Below are 19,515 nucleotides of genomic sequence, written 5' to 3'. Positions count from 1 at the left end.
AGTGCATACCGTGAAGAAAATTCTACTTGTTCTGGCCTTCGCTTTTGGCCTGTTCCAGCTTCAGCAGGGTGGGCATCTCGATGGCTTGCTTGATGGCGCCGGCCTTACTCAGTCCGGCTCTGCCAACCACTCGCAGCTGTCGGCGCAGGACCAGCAGCTGCACAACACGCTGGAGCGGATTAGTCGGAATGGGCCGTTTCCCTACCAGCGTGATGGCATCACCTTTGAAAATCGGGAACGGCTGTTGCCGATCAAGCCGAGGGGGTACTACCGGGAATACACGGTGGACACGCCGGGCTTATCACACCGTGGCCCGCGGCGAGTGGTGACGGGTGGCAATCCGCCTGTGGAGTTCTATTACACGGAGGATCATTACCGTTCCTTCACCCGCATCAAGGGGCACTGAGATGAGCACAGCAGCCAGCCAGCCAGCGGCAATCACCTGGTGGCCCAGGGGCCAGCTTGATCAACCGGCCATCGCGCTGGATGCAGGTAACAAGCTGAACAAGTCGACCCTGCTGCGGGCGCTCAGCGAGTCCTTCCGTTTTCCGGATTATTTCGGTGGAAACTGGGATGCGGCCTATGACCTGTTGCTTGATGAGGTGGATCAGCTAACAGCACCTGCGCTCTGGCGTTTTTCAATTGATGGCGCGGCGGAGGTGGATAAAGCTGATCTGGCAGACTGGATTCAGTTGATGGCGGACCTTTGTGCTTATGCTGAGTCCCGGGAGCATGGATTGCGGGTGGAGATATACAGTGATGCACAGGTCGAGTGACTCGACGCGAGCGGCTTGAACTGAGCACGAGCGAGTGCCGGCAGAAAAGCCAGGTATGACGCTTTGCAACAACAGAGGAACTCCCCTTCTCCCAGGGCCGGGAGAGGGGGAACTCATCAGACCTCTGTTACTGTGGCCTCGGGGGCGTTCTTCTTGACGGACTCGATACCGTTTTCACGGGACGCTGTTGATTCATATAGCTGGCTGGAGCCGATGATCTGGTGGTTTGCTGCCTTGAGATTGAACATGAACTTGCCAGAGCTGGACTCCTTGCGCTCGTAGCGGTCGTCTTCCGGGGCGTTGGCCTTGACTGATTCGACACCGTTCATGCAACTGGCTTTGGTTTTGTACCCTTCACTGGCAAGGATGTTCTGCCCATTGGATGCCTTGAGTCGGAAGCGGTATTCACCAGCCTTGTCCTGATAGACCTCAAATTTACCTGCCATATTGTTCTCCTGGAAAAATGAACCACGGCGAATGTCGGTTCATTGTGTCAATTAAAGCTCAGAGTTTGCCGCTTCGCTAATGCCGGACTGCACAAAAGATTGCACCGCGAGAGTCGGCTTGACGCACCGCGGACGGTGCGGCTTTTCTCGGGTTTTGGTGCTGCGGAGAAGTTTCAGGTGCGGGCTTCCGATATCATGGCGGCTGATCCGCTGTGCGTGACTGCAGACACGCCGCCGGATGAGGTGGCGTATCTCATGTCGGAGAGAAGGGTTGGCAGTGTGATCATCAAGGATGGGGACGGTCACACTGCTGGAGATCTTTACGGCTACTGATGCACTGAATGCACTGATTGAAATAGTCCGAGCAGGCAACGCTGCAGCCGCCTCGGAGTGAGGAACAGATGACTGAACAAAGATCGAACGATCCCTTGCATGGCGTCACGCTGGAGCAGGTTGTTACCCGGTTGCAAGGCCACTACGGTTGGGACGGCCTGGCTCTGCGGGTCGATATCAACTGCTTCAAGAATGATCAGTCAATCAAATCATCCCTGAAGTTTTTGCGTAAGACCCAATGGGCCCGGGACAAGGTAGAGAAACTGTATGTTTCAACCTTTCACGGTAAGGCTTACTAAGCCTGGGCAGGCGTTTGTAATTGGAGAGAGCTGGCGCTTTGCAGCAAAGCCGTGCGTTTGTGCGATATCACTTCAAATGTTCACCGACGACATATTGCACAAAGTACAGCGGCACCTCGGAGGGTAAACAACCTGTACCGTACATTTTTACGCGCATAAAAATGTGAATTTATCCATTTTTACGCGCATAAAAATGTAACTCCCTGCCCAATGCAAGTCGCTACGAAGAAGGTGCCAAGGTGGAAGGCGGCTCTGGCGCATGGATCGGAAGTGCAGATGAAGCATCGGAAGCTTGAGGTGCGCCCGGGTAGTCTGGAGTTCCACAGATCATACGCTTGACGGCACCGGTGCCCCAGCCAATGCCCGATACACATTCACCATCGCCAGCACCATGGCTGTCTGGCTCTGCACCAGGTTATCCCGCATGGCGGTCAATTCCTGCTCCGCTGCCAACAGCTCGAAGTAGCCGATAAAGCCCTGATCATAACGGTCGCGCGCCTGCTCCACGGCCTGGGTGGCGGCGTCGGTGGCGCTTTGCAGCAACGCTGTGCGTTCGTGGGATTGCTGGTAGCGCAGCAGCCAGGTTTCTGTTTCTTCCAGTGCCAGCAGCACTGTCTGCCGGTAGTCGGCGAGCAGTTCTGCGTAGCGGGCGTCGGCGGCGTCTATGCGTGCCTGAACCATGGCCCGATCAAGAAAGGACCAGTCGATACCCAAGGCGACGCGCCCGGTTTGGGCGCCGCCGGTCAAGAGGTCTGACCCGGTGCCGGCCAGGGAGCCGAGCAGGGCACCTAGGGTGAAGCGGGGGAACAGGTCGGCGGTAGCGATGCCGATGCGGGCGTTGGCTGCGGCCAGTCGCCGTTCAGCGGCCTGGATATCCGGGCGGCGGCGCAGTACATCACCGGGGCTGCCTGCCGCAATGGACGGCCGACTGTCCGGTAGGTCCGCAGGGACTTCAAGCAGGGAAACCAGTGCGGTGGGTGTCTGGCCGGTCAGTACGCCGATGCGGTGCATGGCGGCGCCTATGTCGGCTTTGAGCTGGGGTATCTCTGCCCGGGTGGCATCCAGCTGGGCGCGGGCCCGCACCTGATCGAACAGGGTGCCGCGGCCGGCTTCCAGTCGTGCGCTGACGATATCCAGCGAGGCCTGCTGCAGGCTGACGTTCTCCTCGGCTACCCGCAGTTGCTGTTGCAGGCCGCGGAGCTGGAAGTAGCTGCTGGCCATCAGGCCGGCGAGCGCAACCTGCAGTGTCTGCTGGTCTGCACCGGCGGCCTGCAACTGTGCTTCGCTGGCCTCGGTGGCGCGGCGCAGCCGCCCGAACAGGTCCAGTTCCCAACTGAGCGCGACACCGGCCTGGTATAACTCCACTCGCTCCTGACCCGGCTGAGTGCGCTCCACTTCTGCCAGGCGTTGGCCGGCAACATTGGCACCGGCGGTGACGCTGGGTAACTGATCCCGGCGCGAGCCGCGCAGCAGGGCTTCAGCTTCCTGATAGCGGGCCAGGGCAGCCTGCAGGCTCTGGTTGTCGGCCATGGTTTGCTTGATCAGGTCGGCCAACAGGGGGTCGGCAAAGCCTTGCCAGAACTGCTGTTCGTTGCGTTCCAGCGCCGCTCCGGCAGCATCTGTGGTTGCCTGATCGTGGGCAAACTGCTCCAGCTGTACTGGCTCAGGAGGCTGATAATCCGGGCCTACGGCGCAGGCACTGAGCAGCGCTGCCATCGAAAAGATACCTGCCAGCTTACTCATGTGACGCTCCTTCAAGTTCTGCTTGTACATCGCTTTCAGGCTTTTCTGCCTTGTGCTCAAAATGCTTGGCCAGCGTCCGCAGCGCGACATAAAACACCGGTGTCAGCAGCAGGCCGAACAGGGTTACGCCGATCATGCCGGTGAACACGGTGATACCCATGGCGTTACGCACTTCGGCACCCGCACCCGTGGCCAGTACCAGCGGCACGACGCCGGCGATAAAGGCGACCGAGGTCATGATGATCGGGCGCAGCCGCAGGCGGCTGGCTTCCAGCGCGGCGCTGATGGTATCGCGGCCTTGCAGTTCGAGTTCACGGGCGAACTCGACGATGAGGATGGCGTTCTTGCACGCCAGGCCCATCAGCACTACCAGGCCGACCTGGACGAAGATGTTGTTATCGCCGTCTACCAGCCACACGCCAAACAGCGCAGCGAGCAGACACATGGGCACGATCAGGATTACCGCCAGGGGCATTACCCAGCTTTCATACAGCGCGGCGAGTACCAGGAACACCAGCAGCAGGGCCACCGGGAAGACCACCATGGCGGCATTGCCCTGGGTAACCTGCTGGAAGCTCAGGTCGGTCCATTCCAATGACATGCCGGCCGGCAGTACCTCGTCGGCCACGCCCATGACCGCGGCCAGGGTCTGCGCCGAAGACAGCAGGGCAGGGTCGGATTGGCCGATCAGATCTGCCGCCGGGTAGCCGTTGTAGCGGATCACCGGGTCTGGCCCGAAGCTCTCGCGTAGCGTAACCATGGTGTTGAGCGGCACCATCTGGTTGTTGGCGTTGCGGGTATACAGGTGGTCGATGTCGCTGGGGTTGTCGCGGAACGACGCATCCGCCTGGGCCATGACCCGGTAGGTGCGGCCGAACAGGTTGAAGTCGTTGATGTACTGCGAGCCGAAGTACAGCTGCAGGCTGCCGAACAGATCATCCAGCCGCACACCCTGGGCCTTGGCCTGGATACGGTCTACATCGGCATCCAGCTGCGGCACGTTGGCCTGGTAGGAGCTGAACGGGTAGAACATGCCCGGTGTTTCACTCAGCGCCAGGGCCAGCTCGTTGGTGGCTGTTTGCAGCTCGCCATAACCAGCGCCGCGCCGGTCCTGTACGTAGAGTGAATAACCCGAGCCCGCGCCCAATCCGAACACCGGCGGCGGCATGAAGGTAATGGCGAAGCCTTCGTTGATGTCGGCCAGTTTGGCATTGATCTCGTCGGATATTTCCTGGGCAGTGCGGTCACGGTCGGCAAAGTCGTCGAACACCATGAACACCGTACCGACATTCGGCGTGTTGGTGCCCTGCAGGGCGTTGAAGCCGACAAAGGCCAGCGCGTCGGCAACGCCTTCGGTTTCCAATGCCAGCTCACTGACCCGACGTGCAACAGCTTCGGTACGGTCCAGTGAGGCGCCTTCCGGCAGACGAATACTGCCGATCAGGTAGGTCTTGTCCTGGGTGGGGATAAAACCGCCGGGCACCTGGGTGAACATCAGGGCGGTGCCAGCCAGCAACAACAGATACACCCCGAACACCCATCCACGACGACTCAGGCTGCGACCGACCAGGGATTCATAGCGCTGCGCGTTGCGCAGAAAGAAGCGGTTGAAGGGGCGGAAAATCCAGCCAAACAGGCGGTCGATGATCCGCGCAGGCAGATCCGGCGCTGCTCCGTGCGGTTTCAGCAGCGCTGCCGCCAGAGCCGGCGACAAGGTCAACGAGTTGATCGCTGAGATCACCGTGGCGATAGCGATGGTCATCGCAAACTGGCGGTAGAACTGGCCGGTGATGCCGTCGAGAAAGGCCATGGGCACGAAGACCGCGCAGAGCACCAGACTGATTGCCACGATCGGCCCGCTGACTTCGCGCATCGCCTGATGCGCAGCCGCCAGAGGTGCCAGACCGTCTTCGATGTTACGTTCGACGTTTTCCACCACCACGATGGCGTCGTCCACCACGATACCGATCGCCAGTACCATGGCGAACAGGGTCAGGGTGTTGATGGAAAAGCCCATCAGCAGCAGAACCGAAAAGGTACCGACGATGGACACCGGCACCGCGAGTAGGGGGATCAAGGAGGCGCGCCAGGTCTGCAGGAACAGGATGACCACCAGCACCACCAGGGCGACGGCTTCCAGCAGGGTAATGATCACGGCTTTGATGGAGGTACTGACGAACACGGTCGGGTCGTAGGCAATCTCCCAGCCAAGGCCCTGGGGAAAGTCGGCTTCCAGTTCGGCCATTTTTTCCCGTATCGCTGCCGAGACTTCCAGAGAGTTGGAGCCGGGGGCCTGGAATATGGGGAGTGCAACCGCTTGGCGGTTATTGAGCAGCGCCCGCAATGCATCCTGCGAGGCCGCCAGCTCGACCCGGGCTACATCTTTGAGCAGAGTCACTTCACCCTGCTCACCGGTTTTCAGCACGATGTTTTCGAACTCTTCGACCGACTCCAGGCGGCCCTTGGCGTTGATCGAAATCAGCAGGTCGGAGCCATTCGGCATGGGCGGTGCGCCGATCTGGCCGGCGGAGACCTGGATGTTCTGCTCGCGCACAGCCGTACTGATGTCACCGGCAGTGACGCCCAAGGCAGCGGCGCGCTGCGGGTCGATCCACAGGCGCATGGCGTAGTCACCGGAGCCAAACAGGCCGGCCTGGCCCACACCGGGGATGCGCGCCAGCTCGTCACGGATATGCAGGACCGCATAGTTGCGTATGTAGGTGGCGTCCAGGCTGTCATCCGGGGAGGTCAGGTGCACCGCCATCATCAGGTTGGGCGACTGCTTCTGGGTGGTCACACCGAGCTGACGTACATCCTCGGGCAGCCGCGGCAGTGCCTGGGATACCCGGTTCTGCACCTGCACCTGGGCCTGATCCGGGTCGGTGCCCAGTGCGAAGGTCACGGTCAGCGCCAGGCTGCCGTCACTCCCGGCTACCGATTTCATGTAGATCATGTTCTCGACGCCGTTGATGGCTTCCTCCAATGGCGTGGCTACGGTCTCGGAGATGGTCTTGGGGTTGGCGCCGGGATAGCTGGCGCTGACCAGCACGCTGGGCGGCACCACCTCCGGGTACTCGCTGACCGGCAGCAGTGGAATGCTGATCAGCCCAACCACGAAGATGATGATCGACAACACCGAAGCGAAGATCGGTCTGTCTACAAAGAAACGCGAGAAATTCACGGCAACAGCCTCCCGGAACGCGTCTGGGAGACGCGCCCGTATCAGTCAGAGTAAGAAGAAAGCTAAAGGGAGCGCTAGAGCGTCACGGCGCTGTCGCCACCACTATCGGTGCCGGGGTACGACGCATCGCTACCTGCTGTGGCACCACTTCAATACCGGGGAAGCCGATTTTCTGCAGGCCGTTGACCACGACACGTTCGCCTGCGGCCAGACCAGCGGTGATCACCAGTAATCCATCCACCCGGCGGCCGGTTTCAACAATGCGTCGCTCGACCTTGTTGTCATCACCCAGTACATACAGGTAACGGCGATCCTGATCGGTCAGCACGGCTTTCTGATCGACCAGCAACGCGGCACTGGCCGCGGCCACCGGCATTTCTACCCGGGCAAACTGGCCAGGGCGCAACTTGCCATCGGGATTGGCCACCTGTGCGCGGTATTGCAGGGTGCCGGTGCGCGCGTTGTATTGGTTGTCGACGAAGTCCAGTTGGCCCTGGTACGGGAAATCCTGCCGGCCTGACAGCCCAATGCGCACCGGCACAGCCTGACCGTGGGGATTGTCCTGCACGGTTTGCTGATCACTTTCGAAATACACATACAGCGGATCGACCGATACCAGGGTCGCCAGCAAGGTGGCGTCGGCGGTGGCCAGATTGCCGCGGGTCACCCCGGCGCGGCCGATGCGCCCGCTGACCGGTGCCTTGACCTGGGTGTATTCCAGATCCAGCTGGGCGCTCTGCACTGTCGCAGCCGCTGCATTCACTGCTGCCTGTGCCATGGTCTTCGCCGCGTTGCGTTGTTCGAATTCCTCGCGAGAGATCGCCCGGCGCTCCCATAGCTGTTCGGAACGAGCCGCCTCGCTGCCAGCCAGCGCCAACTGACTGCGCATGCGTGCCAGTTCTGCCTGAGCCAATTGCTCACGGGCCTTGTAAGGGCGTGGGTCTATGACGAACAGCACGTCGCCTTCACTGACCAGCTCGCCTTCTTCAAAGTTGACCTGATCGATATAGCCGCTGACCCGCGGTCGCAGTTCCACGGTCTGCGGCGCCTCGACCCGCCCACTGAACGCGCCCCATAGGGTAACCTGTTCGGCTTTGACCTCGGCTACCTCGACTTCAGGCGGCGGAGGCATGGCATTATCCTGGGCCTGGCCCTGGGCATCGCAGCCGGCGAGGGCGATCAGTAACAGGACACCGAGCAAGGTCACTCGGGCCTGATAGAAAGGGATTGCGTGCATGGTCTGTTCTCGCTTCCCGTCAGGGATTACTGGGTCTGAGTCATGGGCGCAGGGCGCCCTGGTAGGGTTGAACGATAAGACCTGTGCTCTTGCAAGGGGTAGCGCGTTACTGCGGCATGCTTGCCTGATTCTATTTTTGACGGCCTCGCACGCTGTGCATTCAAGATCGACAAGTTTGCCTGAACAGAAATTTTTCCTTCTCCGTAGCGCTTTATCTGTAATGGTTTGAGTGATCCTCCAGAATCATTGCCTATTCCTGCAAATCGTCGGTGCCGGTCTTATGGCTTACCTGATCCTGTATATACTGGCTCCACTCTCTGGAGGTCTGCCATGCTCAACGTCGCCTACCCAACCCCTGTACTTGACCCGATACAGCCACCCGCCGAACCCATGTGCCGGCAATTGGCCGATCTGGTCTCAGCCAGAATCACCACCGAGGGCATCCACAAAACCATCATTCCCGGCCTGGAGCTGTTTCGCATCGATGCGCCCTCCGGTTGCGTGTCCACCGTGTACGAGCCCTCGTTGTGTGTCATTGCCCAGGGCCGCAAGACGGTCGAACTGGGCGACCGGGAAATTGTCTATGGTGCGCTCAGTTATATGGTGTCCAGTGTCGATCTGCCGGTGAAGGGGCGCGTAATAGATGCCTCTCCAGAGCAGCCCTATCTGGCGGTGAAGATCAGTATCGATCCGGCGGAAGTCGCCGATCTGGTGTTGCAATTAGGCGATGCCGAGGCGAGCGGGGGGCCGACTGACTGCCCTTATTCAGCCTGCGGTCTGTGTATCGCCCAGGTCGATCTGGGCATACTCGATGCCATGACCCGGCTGGTGCAACTGCTCGACTCGCCAACCGATGCGAAGGTGCTGGCGCCCCTGATCCAGCGCGAGATCATCTACCGTGCGCTGGTCGGTGAGATGGGCCCGCGCATGCGCGAGTTTGTTTCCGCCGATAGTCAGTCACACCGTATTTCCCGGGTGATTTCAGTGCTCAAGAGCCGTTTCGCCGAGCCGCTGCGGGTACGGGAGCTGGCAGAAGACGTGAACATGAGTGAGTCGGCGCTGTACCACAGCTTCAAGCAGGTCACGCGGATGTCACCCGTGCAGTTCCAGAAGAAGCTGCGCCTGCACGAAGCGCGGAGGTTGATGCTCAGTGAAGGCCTTGAAGCTGCGACGGCCAGCTATCGGGTCGGCTATGAAAGTCCTTCGCACTTCAGCCGCGAATACAGCCGCATGTTCGGTGCGCCGCCGCGCGCAGACGTCACCAAGCTGCGCCGCGAAACGCGCATGAGCATGCCTGCCTGATCAACCTGTTGCCAGGTCACGCGAGCTAGAGCCAGTAACACCTGGCAACGCCAGTCTCTGAACTATGCTTGCGGAGTGCAGAGAGCTCACCGGAGGGGTATCATCAATGGTGCTCAGTTCTGCTGACTACACTACAGGGGTAATTGTCGATTCATGAGTAATGAAAACCCGCGTGACCCGTTGCACGGTGTCACGCTCGAGCAGATCGTCACCAGGTTGGAAAGTCACTATGGCTGGGATGGTTTGGCTCAGCGGATCGATATCAACTGCTTCAAGAAGGATCAGTCAATCAAATCTTCCTTGAAGTTCCTGCGCAGAACCCAGTGGGCAAGAGACAAGGTTGAAAGGCTATACGTAGCCACCTTTCATCATTAGGCAACAGGTGATTTATGCGGAACCTGCTTGATTTCAGTTCTGGCTTCGCAATCATGACGACACTGCTGACTTTGGTATTGATGTCTGTGGTAGTGGTCGGTGTTCGTCTCATTTTCATGCAGACCTTTCAGCGTCGACGTGAGCGTGAAAATCGGCAGATCAATGAACGATTAAAGGTGCTTATTGCTGCCTACAAGGTGCTGGGAGGTTCCTTTACGGGCGAGCTGGCGGTTGATCCTGCTCATTTACGTGAGTTTGCCGGTACAGATGACGAGGCCAGTCCTTCCGAGCGCCGCAGGCGTATCCGCGATGCGGTTGAAGCGGCACTGTCAGATGTTGTTTTACTGGGTACAGAGGAACAGGTTCGGCTGGCTGCGCAAGCAGCTAACGATATGGTGGCAGGGAAAAATATCGAAACCGCTGAACTGGTGATTTCATTGCGTGACTTTATTCGTCAGGCTCTGGATCTAACAGCAATTCCGACAGGTATTACCGTCCCTAACCAGGGCCCTATGCGTGTTACTGCAGGTGGTAGTAGTAAACGAGGCGGTGGGTCTGGTGGTAAAGGTGGCGGTGGTGGTGGCGGAGGCGGCGGCAGTGCTTCTGGTGGTATTGCACTCGCTGGTAGTAGTCAGATGAGTGAAACCCCCTGATCATTTGATAATGGGCCTGTCGTTATTGTTGCACGATCCGCCCGCGGTAAATCTGCACCCTGTTACCGGATAGGCTGGTATGTGATTCGGTTTGCCTGGCTTGGGTGTTGCTGGTGAGCCGCTCGCGCATCGTCTCTATCATTCCTTTCCCGAGTGTCGCTGCCTTTTGCTGGTGAGAAGCGGTCGGCGCCAGCTCCGCACCCAGTTTGCGCACCTCTTCATCTGTGCTGGCCTCGCTGAGTTTGATCATCTGTTCGAACGCGCCAGGCTCGCCCAGGTGTATGGTCACGCCCATGGTTTGCTTGAGGCGTCTGCGCAGAGTGACCATGCGATCCAGGGTGCTGCGGTTGAAACGGGCTTCATCGATCATGCTCCCTCTCCTCCGAACGGCTACGGCTTGGTGACCACCGATTCCCAAGCAGAATGTATTCCAACTTCTCGTTTTTCCCGGTTTATACCGGCTGTGGCCATTGTGAGCGGGGTTGTGTTGGCATTTATGACGTGGGGGTGCACCGCCGTGGTTCGTGGGAGTACATTTGTTGGGCATGGTCCGAGAAGATGGGAGTAGAGTGGGCCATGCCTCAGCGCATGGCCCGTTTAGCCAGGTAGGTACCCATCGAGCGTTCCCGGCTGGCGTGGTCGTTAATGGCCTCACTCATCCAGCAGCATACGGAACCCGCCATAGATCAAACGCTTGCCGTCGAAGGGCATGGGATTGCTGTCCGGTTGCAGGCGGGGATCCTGCATGACCTTGGCCATGCCAGCATCCCGTGCTTCGCGGGAGGGCCATTCGATCCATGAAAAGATCACGGCTTCCTCGGGCTCTCGTTTCACCGCCATGGAGAAGGACGTGGTCTCACCCTCGGGGACGTCATCACCCCAGCATTCCGTTACCCGCAGTGCGCCATGCTCCTTGAACACCAGTGCGGCCAGACGGGCGTGGCGAATATAGGCTTCCTGGTTGGCGGTGGGAACCGCTGCGACAAAACCATCGATGTAGTTCATGTTCGGACTCCTGTTTCGGTGTTCGGGACTGTTTCAGTCTTTGGCTGGTAATTCCCGGGCGGGCCGTACTTCGATGCTGCCGAGGCGCGCCGGAGGAATGCGACTGGCGAGCTGGAGGGCTTCGTCCAGGTTGGTGGCATCGAGCAGGTAGAAGCCGGCCAGTTGTTCCTTGGTTTCGGCAAAGGGGCCATCGGTAATCAGCGTTTCCCCGTTGCGCACCCGGACCGTGGTGGCCGTTGTCACCGGTTGCAGTGGCTGACCGCTGATGTACTTCCCCTCGGCGCACAGCCGTTCGACCCCTGCGATGCATTCCTGGTTGAGGTCGTGCCACTCCTGCTCGGTCATGGCTTCAATGAGACTTTCCTGGTAGTACACCAGTGCGACATATTTCATGGAGCGTTAACCTCCTCTGTGTTGAGAGCCTGGGGACAATGACCGGTACCGTAACCGATCATCCAGTGGGTACCGAAGCGGTCGGTGGTCATGCCGAAGCGTTTGGCCCAGAAGGTTTCTTCAAAGGGCATGATGAGCTGGCCGCCCTGTTGCAGTTGATCGAACACCTCGGCGGCGCGTTCGAGGCTGTCGAATTCCAGGTGGACACAGCTACCTTGCATTGCCTGATGGCAGTCGCCGTTCATGTCCGCTGCCATCAGGCGCCGGCCGCGGATGTTCAGCGAGGCATGGATGATCCGGTCGGCCTGCTCGGCCGGCACTTCCGTTGCGGCGGGTGTCTCGGCATAAGGGATCATGGCTTCCAGAACGCCGCCGGTGACTTGCTGGTAGAAGGTCATGGCTTCACGGCAGTTACCGGGAAATGACAGATGAATGTTCAGCTCCATCGGCAGTTGCATCTGACGCTGATGCTTATCCGTGAGCGCAGCATCGAGATTGAAATCGCTCAGCTCGAAGTAGCGGCGCAACTCCAGGGTAGTGTTGCCATCGCTGTCCTCGCGTGGCCATTGCCTGGCCCAGTCGATGGCCTCTTCCAGGGAGTCCACTTCCAGTACCGAATAGCCGGCCAGTTGGTCCGAGGTGGGGGAGAAGGGGCCGCGGATAACACTGGCTTCTCCGTTGCGAAAGACGATACGACAACCTTCGCTGGTGGGCCTTACGCCATTGCCGAACAGGAAGATACCTGCCTGGATCATGCGCTCGTTGTAGGCGTGCATGGCCTGCAGGACCTCGGCCGATGGCAGGGTGCCTTTTTCGGTTTCCTCGTCCGCTTTGCGCATCAACATGAATTTCATTTTGTCGTTCTCCTCTGCTGGGGTAGTTACCCTTGAGTCGTGCGGAGAGGGGCCAGATCGACAGCGGTATCGATCTTTTTATGAAATTTTCATGGCGCTGGTCGGCTGGTGGGATCGTCATCGAGTAAGCGCAGCTGGCGCGCCAGAAAGCGCCGTTCCGGCTCCTGAACCGCCAGCACCAGTGCCTGCTGATAAGCCATTCGAGCGGATTCGGTATCACCCGCGCGCCGCAGCAGATCGGCGCGAGCCGCGTGAAACAGGTGGTAGCTGAGCACCTCCCTGGTGGAGGTGAGTTGGTCCAGCAGACGCAGGCCTTCCTGCGGTGAGTCGCGCATGGCCACTGCCACCGCCCGGTTGAGGGCTATCACGGCGGAAGGTTGTTGTCGGTGCAGGGCATCATAGAGCAGGACGATTCGCTTCCAGTTGGTGTCGCCGGCATGTCTGGCGGTAGCATGCTCCGCCGCGATCGAGGCTTGCAATGTATAGGGTGCGATGGGGGTGAACTGCAGTGCCTGGGCCAGCCAGTCGAGACCGAGACGGATATCCGCCTGGTTCCACAGATTGCGGTCCTGGTGTTCCAGTGTGACCAGCTCGCCGCATGGGTCCTGGCGGGCATCGCGGCGCGAGTGCTGCAGGTACATCAGCGCGGCGAGCCCGAACACCTCGCCGTGGGGGAGCAGCCGGGCGAGGGATTCGGCCAGCTGAATAGCCTCGCCCGCGAGGCTGACATCGAGGACATGCTGCCCTTCGGTACGTGAGTAACCTTCATTGAACACCAGGTAGATCACCTTGAGCACGTCGGGGAGTCGCTGCGGCAACTCGTGACTGTCCGGCACCTTGTAGGGGATGCCGGCGTCACGGATCTTGCGTTTGGCGCGGACGATTCGCTGCGCCACGGTGACGGGCTTCTGCAGCAGGGCTCGAGCGATCTGCTCGGTAGTAAGGCCGCACATTTCCCGCAAGGTCAGTGCTACCCGCGCTTCCATGGCCAGCGCGGGATGACAGCAGGTGAACAGTAATCGCAGCAGATCATCATCGATGGGAGTCTCGTCGGCTTCCTCCATGGAGGCGTCGCCAGGTTCCACCAGGTGGGCATGGCGGCGTGCGGTCTGGTTGCGGCGGATCTGGTCGATGCCACGCCGGTGGCCGGTGCTGATCAGCCACGCGGCAGGATTGTCGGGTATGCCTTCCTGTGGCCATTGCCGCAAGGCCGCGACGAAGGCTTCCTGCAGGGATTCCTCGGCCAGGCTGAAGTCGTTGAGCAAGCGGATCAGCGTCGCGAGAACCCGGCGAGAATGGTCCCGGTAGATCTGTTCGATATGTGTTGGCGAAGTGGACATGGCATTCATAATGGGCAGCTCGGTTGTCGTGAGCCTTGGTATGGCAACGCTTGCGGCGCATTTTGAGCCTATATTGATCTGACGCCCTTTGCTACCGGAGCCGTAATGACCAGAAAGCCATCCGAAGCCGAACAACGCGCCATACTTGCGCGGCTCGATAAGTTCAGCCGTTTCACCGACAGTAGCATCGGTCTGCCTTTCACCCGATTCAAGATCGGGGTCGATCCCCTGATTGGCCTGGTGCCGGGTATTGGTGATTTGATCGGGTTGGCGATGTCTGGCTATGTGCTGTGGGAGGCACAGCGCGCTGGTGCGAGCAAGGAGGTGAAGCGGCGCATGCTGCGTAATATCGGGATCGACTTTGTCGGTGGGCTGATACCGGTTGTGGGGGATGCCTTCGATGCTGTCTACAAGGCCAACACGCGTAATACCCGCTTGCTGAGAAACTATCTGAACGAGCAGTTAGCCGTACAGCCGCCCCCGCGGCCTTTTCCCTGGAAGGTGATGATCGGCCTGTCTGTTCTGTTTGCGGCGATCATTGGGGGTTTTGTGTTTCTTTTGTGAAATCGGGGAATGGGGCTCCAATGAAAAGTACGTCTTTCTTCATCTGAGCCTGACCACCCGTTATCGGGGTGGGTTCATTGTCGCGTTACTTGCTTTCACGGGGGCGGTCAGGTCAGCGCTCGTACCAATTCATAGGTCGCAAGCGGTTCTGGCTTTCCCGGACCGCTGCGGTCATCTTTGCGCTCTGTTCGGGTTCTCTATATGATTCGTATACGTTTCATATATGGATCTGTTATGGGTATCGTGAAAATCAATGATGACCTCCACGAGGAAGTCCGCAAGGCTAGTTCGGTCATGGTGCGCTCCATCAATGCTCAGGCTGAGTACTGGATAAAAATAGGTATGCTTGCGGAGACCAATCCGAGCATGTCGTTCTCTCAAATTGTGAGCGAGCAGATGAAACATGCAGATGTTGATATAAGGAGGGTCATGGGTGGCTGAGGTCATACTAAAAAATGAACAGGAATTGCAGATAATGCGCGAGGCCGGTCGGCTTCTTGCGTCAGTTTTCAGTTACCTCGATGAGCAGGTAACGCTGGGTATCTCCACGATGGATATCAATAACCTGGCCGAGCGCTATATTGTGGATCATCTGAAGGCACGCCCTGCCAGCAAGGGGCAGTACGGCTATCAGTATGTGCTGAACACGTCAGTGAACCATGTGGTGTGCCATGGTATTCCTTCAGATGTTCAGAAGCTGAAGTCGGGTGATATCGTCAATGTCGATATCACGCTTGAACATGGTGGTTTTATTGCCGACTCCAGCAAGATGTACATGATTGGTGATGTTTCACCGTTTGCAAAGCGACTGGTCGATCAAACCTATGAGGCAATGTGGGAAGGAATACGTGTAGTGAAGCCCGGGGCCACATTAGGCGATGTTGGACACGCAATTCAGCAACATGCAGCACGGCATGGGTATTCCGTTGTGCGTGAATACTGTGGTCATGGCATTGGTAGGGAAATGCATGAGGAGCCGCAGGTGCTGAATTTTGGTCAGCAGGGGAAAGGACTGGTGCTGCAGGAAGGCATGACATTTACAATCGAGCCGATGATTAACCAGGGAAAGGCCAAAGTTAAATTGAAAAAGGATGGTTGGACTGTCGTGACCAGCGATAAGACGCTGTCTGCCCAGTGGGAACACACGGTTGCGGTGACGCGGAATGGTTATGAGGTTCTAACGCTCCGGGGTGACGAGGTGACTGCGTTCAGTGAGGCACCTGGAAGGCAGTGAGTGAGTATAAAGCTGTGCCTGGCCTCGCTGGGGAATGGATGTAGCCGGTTAGCGCTGCGAGCCGCACCATTGTCCAGCTTGCAGTGACGGTAGTGGGCCTGCCCCGGCTCATTGCCAGTGGGGTGAGATGCCAACCCAGGCCAGCAGGCACTGGGCTTCGAGCAGCGAGTAGGCTTTGGATACTGTCATCGGTTTTTGCTCAGTTCGACACCTAATCAACCAGCTCGATACCGAGACTATCCAGCAGGCTCAAGGCTTCCATGCGGGAGAAGGTTGCCTTGGTGATCTTGTTCGTCAATACGTCAATGGTGAAATCCGTTGACCCACTGAAATCGACCTTGCTCAGGTCAGTGCGCATGAATACGCTGTTGCTGAACTCGCAATCACGCATTGCAGATCCGGAAAAGTTGCCCTCCCGGAAGTCCACGTCATGCAGCCTGCAATCCTGCAGTTGCAGCGAGTGAAGAGTCAGTCCAAAGAAGCTGGAGTCATTCAGTATGCAGCTTCTGAAGGCCAACCCTGGAGCCAGGTCGAAGGATGGCCACTGGGCCTTGGTCCAGTCCACTCCCACCAGCTTGCATTCAATGAATTCCACCGTGGAGAAGCGTGATTGAGAAAGGGTCATGAGGCTCAGGTTGCAACGTTTGAAGGTGCAGTCGACGAACTTGCAGCGAGCCAGCGTACTGGCAGAAAAGTCGCAATCGCTGAACTCGCACTCCTCGAAGACGGACTCCCTGATATCAGCTGACGACAGATGCTGCCGATCGAACACCTGGTCAAAATACTGTTGATTACTTGCGATATCGTTCACGACAACCTCACTTCATGTGGCGCAGCCGCTGCGCTTGATGACAACTCCGCGCGTCGGCGCGTCGCTGCGGTGCCCGTCATCTTGGGTGATCGGCCAGGTCGTGACAACGTCCGTATCGGTTACAACCCCCCGTTTGTGAACTACGCTTGGAGGGTGCTGGGAACCCATCAGACGAGGGTTGTGGTCATGTCCCGTTTATTCCTGCTGTTTGCTGCAATGGTGCTCAGTTCTGCTGCTTTTGCCATGCATTGTCCTCAGGATATGGCTAGGATCGATGCCATCCTGGAAAGCAATCCGCCAACCGATGAAGCGGTGCTGGATCGGGTGGTGGCGTTGCGTGCGCAAGGAGAGGAGTTGCATGACGCCGGGCAGCACGAGGAGTCGGTTACGGTGTTGGGCGAGGCGCTTGAGTTACTGGGTGAGGAGCCGCACAGCCACTGACTCTATTCGCTTTCAGTTTGTTGGAACATTATCATCCGCGCCCGCTGATTACGCTCAGACGGCCCAGCAGTGGTAGCCTCGCGAGCAGGCGGGTCAGCGGTAGGGTAACTGTTTCCATCCATCCGCTGGCCTTGCAGGCGAACGGGGTGAAACAGGCCCAGGCCAGCCCCAGAAGGGCGAGAAATGCTCCGCCAACCAGAGCATCCGATCCCCAGTGCGCGCCCGCCACCAGGCGCGGCAGCATGAAGATCACGGCCATCGTCCAGACCAGCAGCAAGCGCCAGTTACGGGCAAAGAAGCTCATGAACATGGCCCAGAGCAGCAGCACCGAGGCGTGATCGCCAGGGAAGCTGCGCGATGCGCTGTCCTTCATGTCCCAGCGTTCCTCCCACCCTGGGAACAGCTCTGTCAGCCGTGCAGCGCCTTCCACCACCAGCGACGCACTCGGGCGTTGCCAACCCATCAGTTTCACCAGTTCAGCGAAGCCGACGCGAAACAGCAACATGACCAGCAGTGCCGCCAGAAAGGCATACAGCCCCCTGCGTATCTGCGCACCGCTGAATACCAGATTTGCCTTGAGCATCACCGCCAGCATCAGTAGGCCAACGCCCAGGTCTGCCAGGCGCATGCTGCCAATTGCCCAGATCTTCGCCCACAGGCCCGCGCCATGTACCGGCTCGTTGAGCAGGGCGAACAGTTGCAGATCGAACTCGTCCCACAACGCTCGGCCAGGGGCCCACAGCCAGGTGGCCAACAGTAGTAGAGCGATCATATGGCAGGCGACAAACGGGCGGATGCGCCATCGCTCATTGAGCAATGTGTGGTTCATGCAGTCCTATCCTTGTCATTTGCGTGGACTTGAGCGGAGGGCATGCCAGATCCGGTTTCCATGCAAAAGACATTGATATATAAGAGAAAGTTGGTGAGCGTAGCTGAGCTACTTGCCCACTATAAGGAAAATGGCTTTCTCGCTCCGGGGTTTATCCATTTTGTTCAGGCTGCATTCAGCTTCAGCGAAAAAAATGATTTGGCGGGCAGTCATCGGCAGACATAAATCCAGCGAATAGTCGGAGACAGGCCCTGGTAAAGGTTCTAGATTGTCCGTAGCAGACCTTCGGACGATGCTGCCAAGGCAAGTGTCGCCGCGAGAGGCCGCCCAAGGACAACAACAAGAGAACTCTCCATGCAGCCCAATCAGCAAGCGTCCAACGCCTGGCGCATCCTGTTTCTGCTTTTTCTCGCCAACCTGTTCAACTTCTTCGACCGTACCATTCCGGCCATCATCATCGAGCCGATCCGCCTGGAATGGGGCCTGAGCGATCTGCAACTGGGCCTGGTCGGCACGGCTTTCACCATCGTCTATGCCATGGCGGGTTTACCGCTGGGGCGCATGGCTGACACCGGTGCGCGGCGCAAGATTATGGGCTGGGGGCTGGCCGCCTGGAGCGGCTTGACCGCACTGAACGGCATGGCCTGGAATTTCTGGAGCTTCCTGCTGATCCGCATGGGCATCGGTATCGGTGAGGCCAGCTACGCCCCGGCGGCCAACTCGCTGATCGGTGACCTGTTCCCGGCGCACAAGCGGGCACGGGCCATGGGCATCTTCATGCTCGGCCTGCCGTTGGGGCTGCTGCTGGCGTTCTTTACCATCGGTGCCATGGTCCAGGCCTTCGACAGCTGGCGCGCGCCGTTCTTCATTGCCGCCGTGCCGGGCCTTATCCTGGCGGTATTCCTGTTCTTTATCCGCGAGCCGACCCGTGGCGCGGCGGAGAGCGTGCAGGTCAGCGCCGCACCGGTGGACAAGCCGCTGCGCAAGGTGCTGGCGATCCGTACCTTCTGGTGGCTGGTACTGGCCGGTCTGGCCTTCAACTTTGCTTCCTATGCCTGCAACTCCTTCATGGTGCCGATGCTGCAGCGCTACTTCGGGTTGGGGCTGCAGAACGCGGCCATGGCTACCGGGGTGATCGTTGGTGTAACCGGCTTGTTCGGGTTGACCCTGGGCGGCTGGTTGGCGGACAAGATTCATCAGCGCTGGGCTGCCGGTCGGCTGCTGTTCGCCGCCTTCAGCATGTTGGTGGCCTGCGTTTGCACCGCCTGGGCGCTGAGCGCCGGGCGCATCGACACGGCGGTTTTCGTTGGTGTGTTCAGTATTGGCTGGCTGTTCTCCTACAACTTCTATACCTGCGTCTATACGGCGATCCAGGATGTAGTCGAACCGCGCCTGCGTGCGACCGCCATGGCGCTGTTCTTTGCCGGTCTGTATCTGCTTGGCGGTGGCCTCGGGCCGTTGGTGGTGGGCTGGCTGTCCGACCGTTCGGCCCAGGCGGCCATGCATGCCGCCGGTGCCACTGAAATGACCGAGGTATTCAAGGCTGTCGGCCTGCACGATGCCATGCTGCTGATTCCGGTGGCGTTGTTCCTCACCCTGCTGGCGTTGCTACAGGCTGCGCGTTGCTTCCGGGAGGATGCTCTGCGCATGCGGGACGGGCTTGATCAGATGGTGCCGGCCTGAGTCCGTTCCGGGAAGC

Annotated in this window: 23 protein-coding genes; 12 read left to right on the top strand and 11 right to left on the bottom strand. The window is 59.1% G+C overall.

What is annotated here, in order from left to right; all coding sequences use genetic code 11:
• The first annotated feature begins 10 nt into the window (after positions 1-10).
• Together CQ007_RS13540 and CQ007_RS13535 are read left to right on the top strand one after the other, a co-directional pair.
• Positions 11-406 (top strand): ribonuclease domain-containing protein, encoded by a 396-nt coding sequence (locus CQ007_RS13540; RefSeq protein ID WP_218278881.1) that lies wholly within the window; start codon positions 11-13, stop codon positions 404-406.
• A 1-nt stretch (position 407) separates the two neighbouring features.
• Complete coding sequence (locus CQ007_RS13535) at positions 408-776, top strand: barstar family protein (RefSeq protein WP_105646368.1); 369 nt, start codon at positions 408-410, stop codon at positions 774-776.
• Between the two features lie 116 nt (positions 777-892).
• Here the strand turns inward: CQ007_RS13535 and CQ007_RS13530 are convergent, their stop codons facing one another.
• Positions 893-1,222, bottom strand: a complete 330-nt coding sequence (locus CQ007_RS13530; RefSeq protein ID WP_105646367.1) for a YegP family protein — start codon at positions 1,220-1,222, stop codon at positions 893-895.
• A gap of 177 nt (positions 1,223-1,399) precedes the next feature.
• Between CQ007_RS13530 and CQ007_RS13525 the strand changes: the two genes are divergently transcribed.
• Complete coding sequence (locus tag CQ007_RS13525) at positions 1,400-1,555, top strand: CBS domain-containing protein (RefSeq protein WP_218278880.1); 156 nt, start codon at positions 1,400-1,402, stop codon at positions 1,553-1,555.
• Positions 1,556-1,623: 68 nt separating this feature from the next.
• Positions 1,624-1,854, top strand: a complete 231-nt coding sequence (locus CQ007_RS13520) for a VF530 family DNA-binding protein (RefSeq protein WP_105646366.1) — start codon at positions 1,624-1,626, stop codon at positions 1,852-1,854.
• Between the two features lie 327 nt (positions 1,855-2,181).
• On the opposite strand, the gene CQ007_RS13515 is transcribed toward CQ007_RS13520, so the two are convergent.
• The 3 genes from CQ007_RS13515 to CQ007_RS13505 all read right to left on the bottom strand — a co-directional run bounded on the left by CQ007_RS13515 (position 2,182) and on the right by CQ007_RS13505 (position 8,015).
• A complete protein-coding gene (locus CQ007_RS13515) occupies positions 2,182-3,597 on the bottom strand; it encodes an efflux transporter outer membrane subunit (RefSeq protein WP_105646365.1) in 1,416 nt (471 codons plus the stop codon).
• Entirely contained in the window at positions 3,590-6,778 is a 3,189-nt protein-coding gene (locus CQ007_RS13510) for an efflux RND transporter permease subunit (RefSeq protein WP_105646364.1), read from the bottom strand. The genes CQ007_RS13515 and CQ007_RS13510 overlap by 8 nt, the downstream gene beginning before the upstream one ends.
• An 82-nt stretch (positions 6,779-6,860) precedes the next feature.
• The gene (locus tag CQ007_RS13505; RefSeq protein ID WP_105646363.1) at positions 6,861-8,015 is read right to left on the bottom strand and encodes an efflux RND transporter periplasmic adaptor subunit; all 1,155 of its coding nucleotides are present in this window, start codon (positions 8,013-8,015) and stop codon (positions 6,861-6,863) included.
• 330 nt (positions 8,016-8,345) lie between these two features.
• On the opposite strand from CQ007_RS13505, the gene CQ007_RS13500 reads away from it, so the two are divergent.
• From CQ007_RS13500 to CQ007_RS18950, 3 genes are all read left to right on the top strand, one after another.
• Complete coding sequence (locus CQ007_RS13500) at positions 8,346-9,317, top strand: AraC family transcriptional regulator (RefSeq protein ID WP_105646362.1); 972 nt, start codon at positions 8,346-8,348, stop codon at positions 9,315-9,317.
• Between the two features lie 153 nt (positions 9,318-9,470).
• Positions 9,471-9,692, top strand: a complete 222-nt coding sequence (locus CQ007_RS13495) for a VF530 family DNA-binding protein (protein ID WP_105646361.1) — start codon at positions 9,471-9,473, stop codon at positions 9,690-9,692.
• A gap of 53 nt (positions 9,693-9,745) precedes the next feature.
• Positions 9,746-10,345: a hypothetical protein gene (locus CQ007_RS18950; protein ID WP_158256774.1), complete on the top strand. Its 600-nt coding sequence runs from the start codon at positions 9,746-9,748 to the stop codon at positions 10,343-10,345.
• 22 nt (positions 10,346-10,367) lie between these two features.
• Here CQ007_RS18950 and CQ007_RS13485 read toward each other — a convergent pair whose 3' ends face one another.
• The 5 genes from CQ007_RS13485 to CQ007_RS13465 all read right to left on the bottom strand — a co-directional run bounded on the left by CQ007_RS13485 (position 10,368) and on the right by CQ007_RS13465 (position 13,946).
• The gene (locus CQ007_RS13485) at positions 10,368-10,715 is read right to left on the bottom strand and encodes a hypothetical protein (protein ID WP_105646359.1); all 348 of its coding nucleotides are present in this window, start codon (positions 10,713-10,715) and stop codon (positions 10,368-10,370) included.
• A gap of 281 nt (positions 10,716-10,996) precedes the next feature.
• Positions 10,997-11,350 (bottom strand): DUF1428 domain-containing protein, encoded by a 354-nt coding sequence (locus CQ007_RS13480; protein WP_105646358.1) that lies wholly within the window; start codon positions 11,348-11,350, stop codon positions 10,997-10,999.
• Positions 11,351-11,383: 33 nt separating this feature from the next.
• Positions 11,384-11,743 (bottom strand): YciI family protein, encoded by a 360-nt coding sequence (locus tag CQ007_RS13475; protein WP_105646357.1) that lies wholly within the window; start codon positions 11,741-11,743, stop codon positions 11,384-11,386.
• Positions 11,740-12,597 carry a YciI family protein gene (locus CQ007_RS13470; RefSeq protein WP_105646356.1) on the bottom strand — a complete coding sequence of 286 codons (858 nt, stop codon included), beginning with the start codon at positions 12,595-12,597 and terminating at the stop codon, positions 11,740-11,742. The genes CQ007_RS13475 and CQ007_RS13470 overlap by 4 nt, the downstream gene beginning before the upstream one ends.
• Positions 12,598-12,686: 89 nt before the next feature.
• On the bottom strand, positions 12,687-13,946 hold the full coding sequence (locus tag CQ007_RS13465; RefSeq protein WP_218278879.1) for an RNA polymerase sigma factor: 1,260 nt from the start codon (positions 13,944-13,946) through the stop codon (positions 12,687-12,689).
• Positions 13,947-14,042: 96 nt separating this feature from the next.
• On the opposite strand from CQ007_RS13465, the gene CQ007_RS13460 reads away from it, so the two are divergent.
• The 3 genes from CQ007_RS13460 to map all read left to right on the top strand — a co-directional run bounded on the left by CQ007_RS13460 (position 14,043) and on the right by map (position 15,735).
• Positions 14,043-14,501 carry a DUF4112 domain-containing protein gene (locus CQ007_RS13460; protein ID WP_105646355.1) on the top strand — a complete coding sequence of 153 codons (459 nt, stop codon included), beginning with the start codon at positions 14,043-14,045 and terminating at the stop codon, positions 14,499-14,501.
• A 234-nt stretch (positions 14,502-14,735) separates the two neighbouring features.
• Positions 14,736-14,942: a ParD-like family protein gene (locus CQ007_RS13455; RefSeq protein WP_105646354.1), complete on the top strand. Its 207-nt coding sequence runs from the start codon at positions 14,736-14,738 to the stop codon at positions 14,940-14,942.
• Positions 14,935-15,735: a type I methionyl aminopeptidase gene (gene map, locus CQ007_RS13450; RefSeq protein ID WP_105646353.1), complete on the top strand. Its 801-nt coding sequence runs from the start codon at positions 14,935-14,937 to the stop codon at positions 15,733-15,735. Before CQ007_RS13455 ends, map begins: the two co-directional genes overlap by 8 nt.
• 211 nt (positions 15,736-15,946) lie before the next feature.
• Here map and CQ007_RS13445 read toward each other — a convergent pair whose 3' ends face one another.
• Positions 15,947-16,546, bottom strand: coding sequence for a pentapeptide repeat-containing protein (locus CQ007_RS13445; RefSeq protein WP_105646352.1), 600 nt, complete (start codon positions 16,544-16,546; stop codon positions 15,947-15,949).
• Positions 16,547-16,732: 186 nt separating this feature from the next.
• Here CQ007_RS13445 and CQ007_RS13440 point away from each other — a divergent pair, with 186 nt between their 5' ends.
• A complete protein-coding gene (locus CQ007_RS13440; RefSeq protein ID WP_105646455.1) occupies positions 16,733-16,987 on the top strand; it encodes a hypothetical protein in 255 nt (84 codons plus the stop codon).
• A gap of 31 nt (positions 16,988-17,018) precedes the next feature.
• Here the strand turns inward: CQ007_RS13440 and CQ007_RS13435 are convergent, their stop codons facing one another.
• Positions 17,019-17,816 (bottom strand): phosphatase PAP2 family protein, encoded by a 798-nt coding sequence (locus CQ007_RS13435; RefSeq protein ID WP_105646351.1) that lies wholly within the window; start codon positions 17,814-17,816, stop codon positions 17,019-17,021.
• 354 nt (positions 17,817-18,170) lie between these two features.
• Between CQ007_RS13435 and CQ007_RS13425 the strand changes: the two genes are divergently transcribed.
• A complete protein-coding gene (locus CQ007_RS13425) occupies positions 18,171-19,499 on the top strand; it encodes an MFS transporter (protein WP_105646349.1) in 1,329 nt (442 codons plus the stop codon).
• Positions 19,500-19,515 lie beyond the last annotated feature (16 nt).

The organism is Pseudomonas sp. MYb185, assembly GCF_002979975.1.
Lineage (GTDB): Bacteria > Pseudomonadota > Gammaproteobacteria > Pseudomonadales > Pseudomonadaceae > Halopseudomonas.
The sequence above is the reverse complement of the archived record's forward strand: the minus strand, read 5'-3'. Positions and strand labels throughout refer to the sequence as shown.

Bases quoted from the DNA above. Each gene is read 5' to 3' on its own strand.
- CQ007_RS13535 (WP_105646368.1), top strand. From the start codon at position 408: ATGAGCACAGCAGCCAGCCAGCCAGCGGCAATCACCTGGTGGCCCAGG.
- CQ007_RS13530 (WP_105646367.1), bottom strand. From the start codon at position 1,222: ATGGCAGGTAAATTTGAGGTCTATCAGGACAAGGCTGGTGAATACCGC.
- CQ007_RS13520 (WP_105646366.1), top strand. From the start codon at position 1,624: ATGACTGAACAAAGATCGAACGATCCCTTGCATGGCGTCACGCTGGAG.
- CQ007_RS13515 (WP_105646365.1), bottom strand. From the start codon at position 3,597: ATGAGTAAGCTGGCAGGTATCTTTTCGATGGCAGCGCTGCTCAGTGCC.
- CQ007_RS13505 (WP_105646363.1), bottom strand. From the start codon at position 8,015: ATGCACGCAATCCCTTTCTATCAGGCCCGAGTGACCTTGCTCGGTGTC.
- CQ007_RS13500 (WP_105646362.1), top strand. From the start codon at position 8,346: ATGCTCAACGTCGCCTACCCAACCCCTGTACTTGACCCGATACAGCCA.
- CQ007_RS13495 (WP_105646361.1), top strand. From the start codon at position 9,471: ATGAGTAATGAAAACCCGCGTGACCCGTTGCACGGTGTCACGCTCGAG.
- CQ007_RS18950 (WP_158256774.1), top strand. From the start codon at position 9,746: ATGACGACACTGCTGACTTTGGTATTGATGTCTGTGGTAGTGGTCGGT.
- CQ007_RS13485 (WP_105646359.1), bottom strand. From the start codon at position 10,715: ATGATCGATGAAGCCCGTTTCAACCGCAGCACCCTGGATCGCATGGTC.
- CQ007_RS13480 (WP_105646358.1), bottom strand. From the start codon at position 11,350: ATGAACTACATCGATGGTTTTGTCGCAGCGGTTCCCACCGCCAACCAG.
- CQ007_RS13475 (WP_105646357.1), bottom strand. From the start codon at position 11,743: ATGAAATATGTCGCACTGGTGTACTACCAGGAAAGTCTCATTGAAGCC.
- CQ007_RS13470 (WP_105646356.1), bottom strand. From the start codon at position 12,597: ATGAAATTCATGTTGATGCGCAAAGCGGACGAGGAAACCGAAAAAGGC.
- CQ007_RS13465 (WP_218278879.1), bottom strand. From the start codon at position 13,946: ATGAATGCCATGTCCACTTCGCCAACACATATCGAACAGATCTACCGG.
- CQ007_RS13460 (WP_105646355.1), top strand. From the start codon at position 14,043: ATGACCAGAAAGCCATCCGAAGCCGAACAACGCGCCATACTTGCGCGG.
- CQ007_RS13455 (WP_105646354.1), top strand. From the start codon at position 14,736: ATGGGTATCGTGAAAATCAATGATGACCTCCACGAGGAAGTCCGCAAG.
- CQ007_RS13440 (WP_105646455.1), top strand. From the start codon at position 16,733: ATGTCCCGTTTATTCCTGCTGTTTGCTGCAATGGTGCTCAGTTCTGCT.
- CQ007_RS13435 (WP_105646351.1), bottom strand. From the start codon at position 17,816: ATGAACCACACATTGCTCAATGAGCGATGGCGCATCCGCCCGTTTGTC.
- CQ007_RS13425 (WP_105646349.1), top strand. From the start codon at position 18,171: ATGCAGCCCAATCAGCAAGCGTCCAACGCCTGGCGCATCCTGTTTCTG.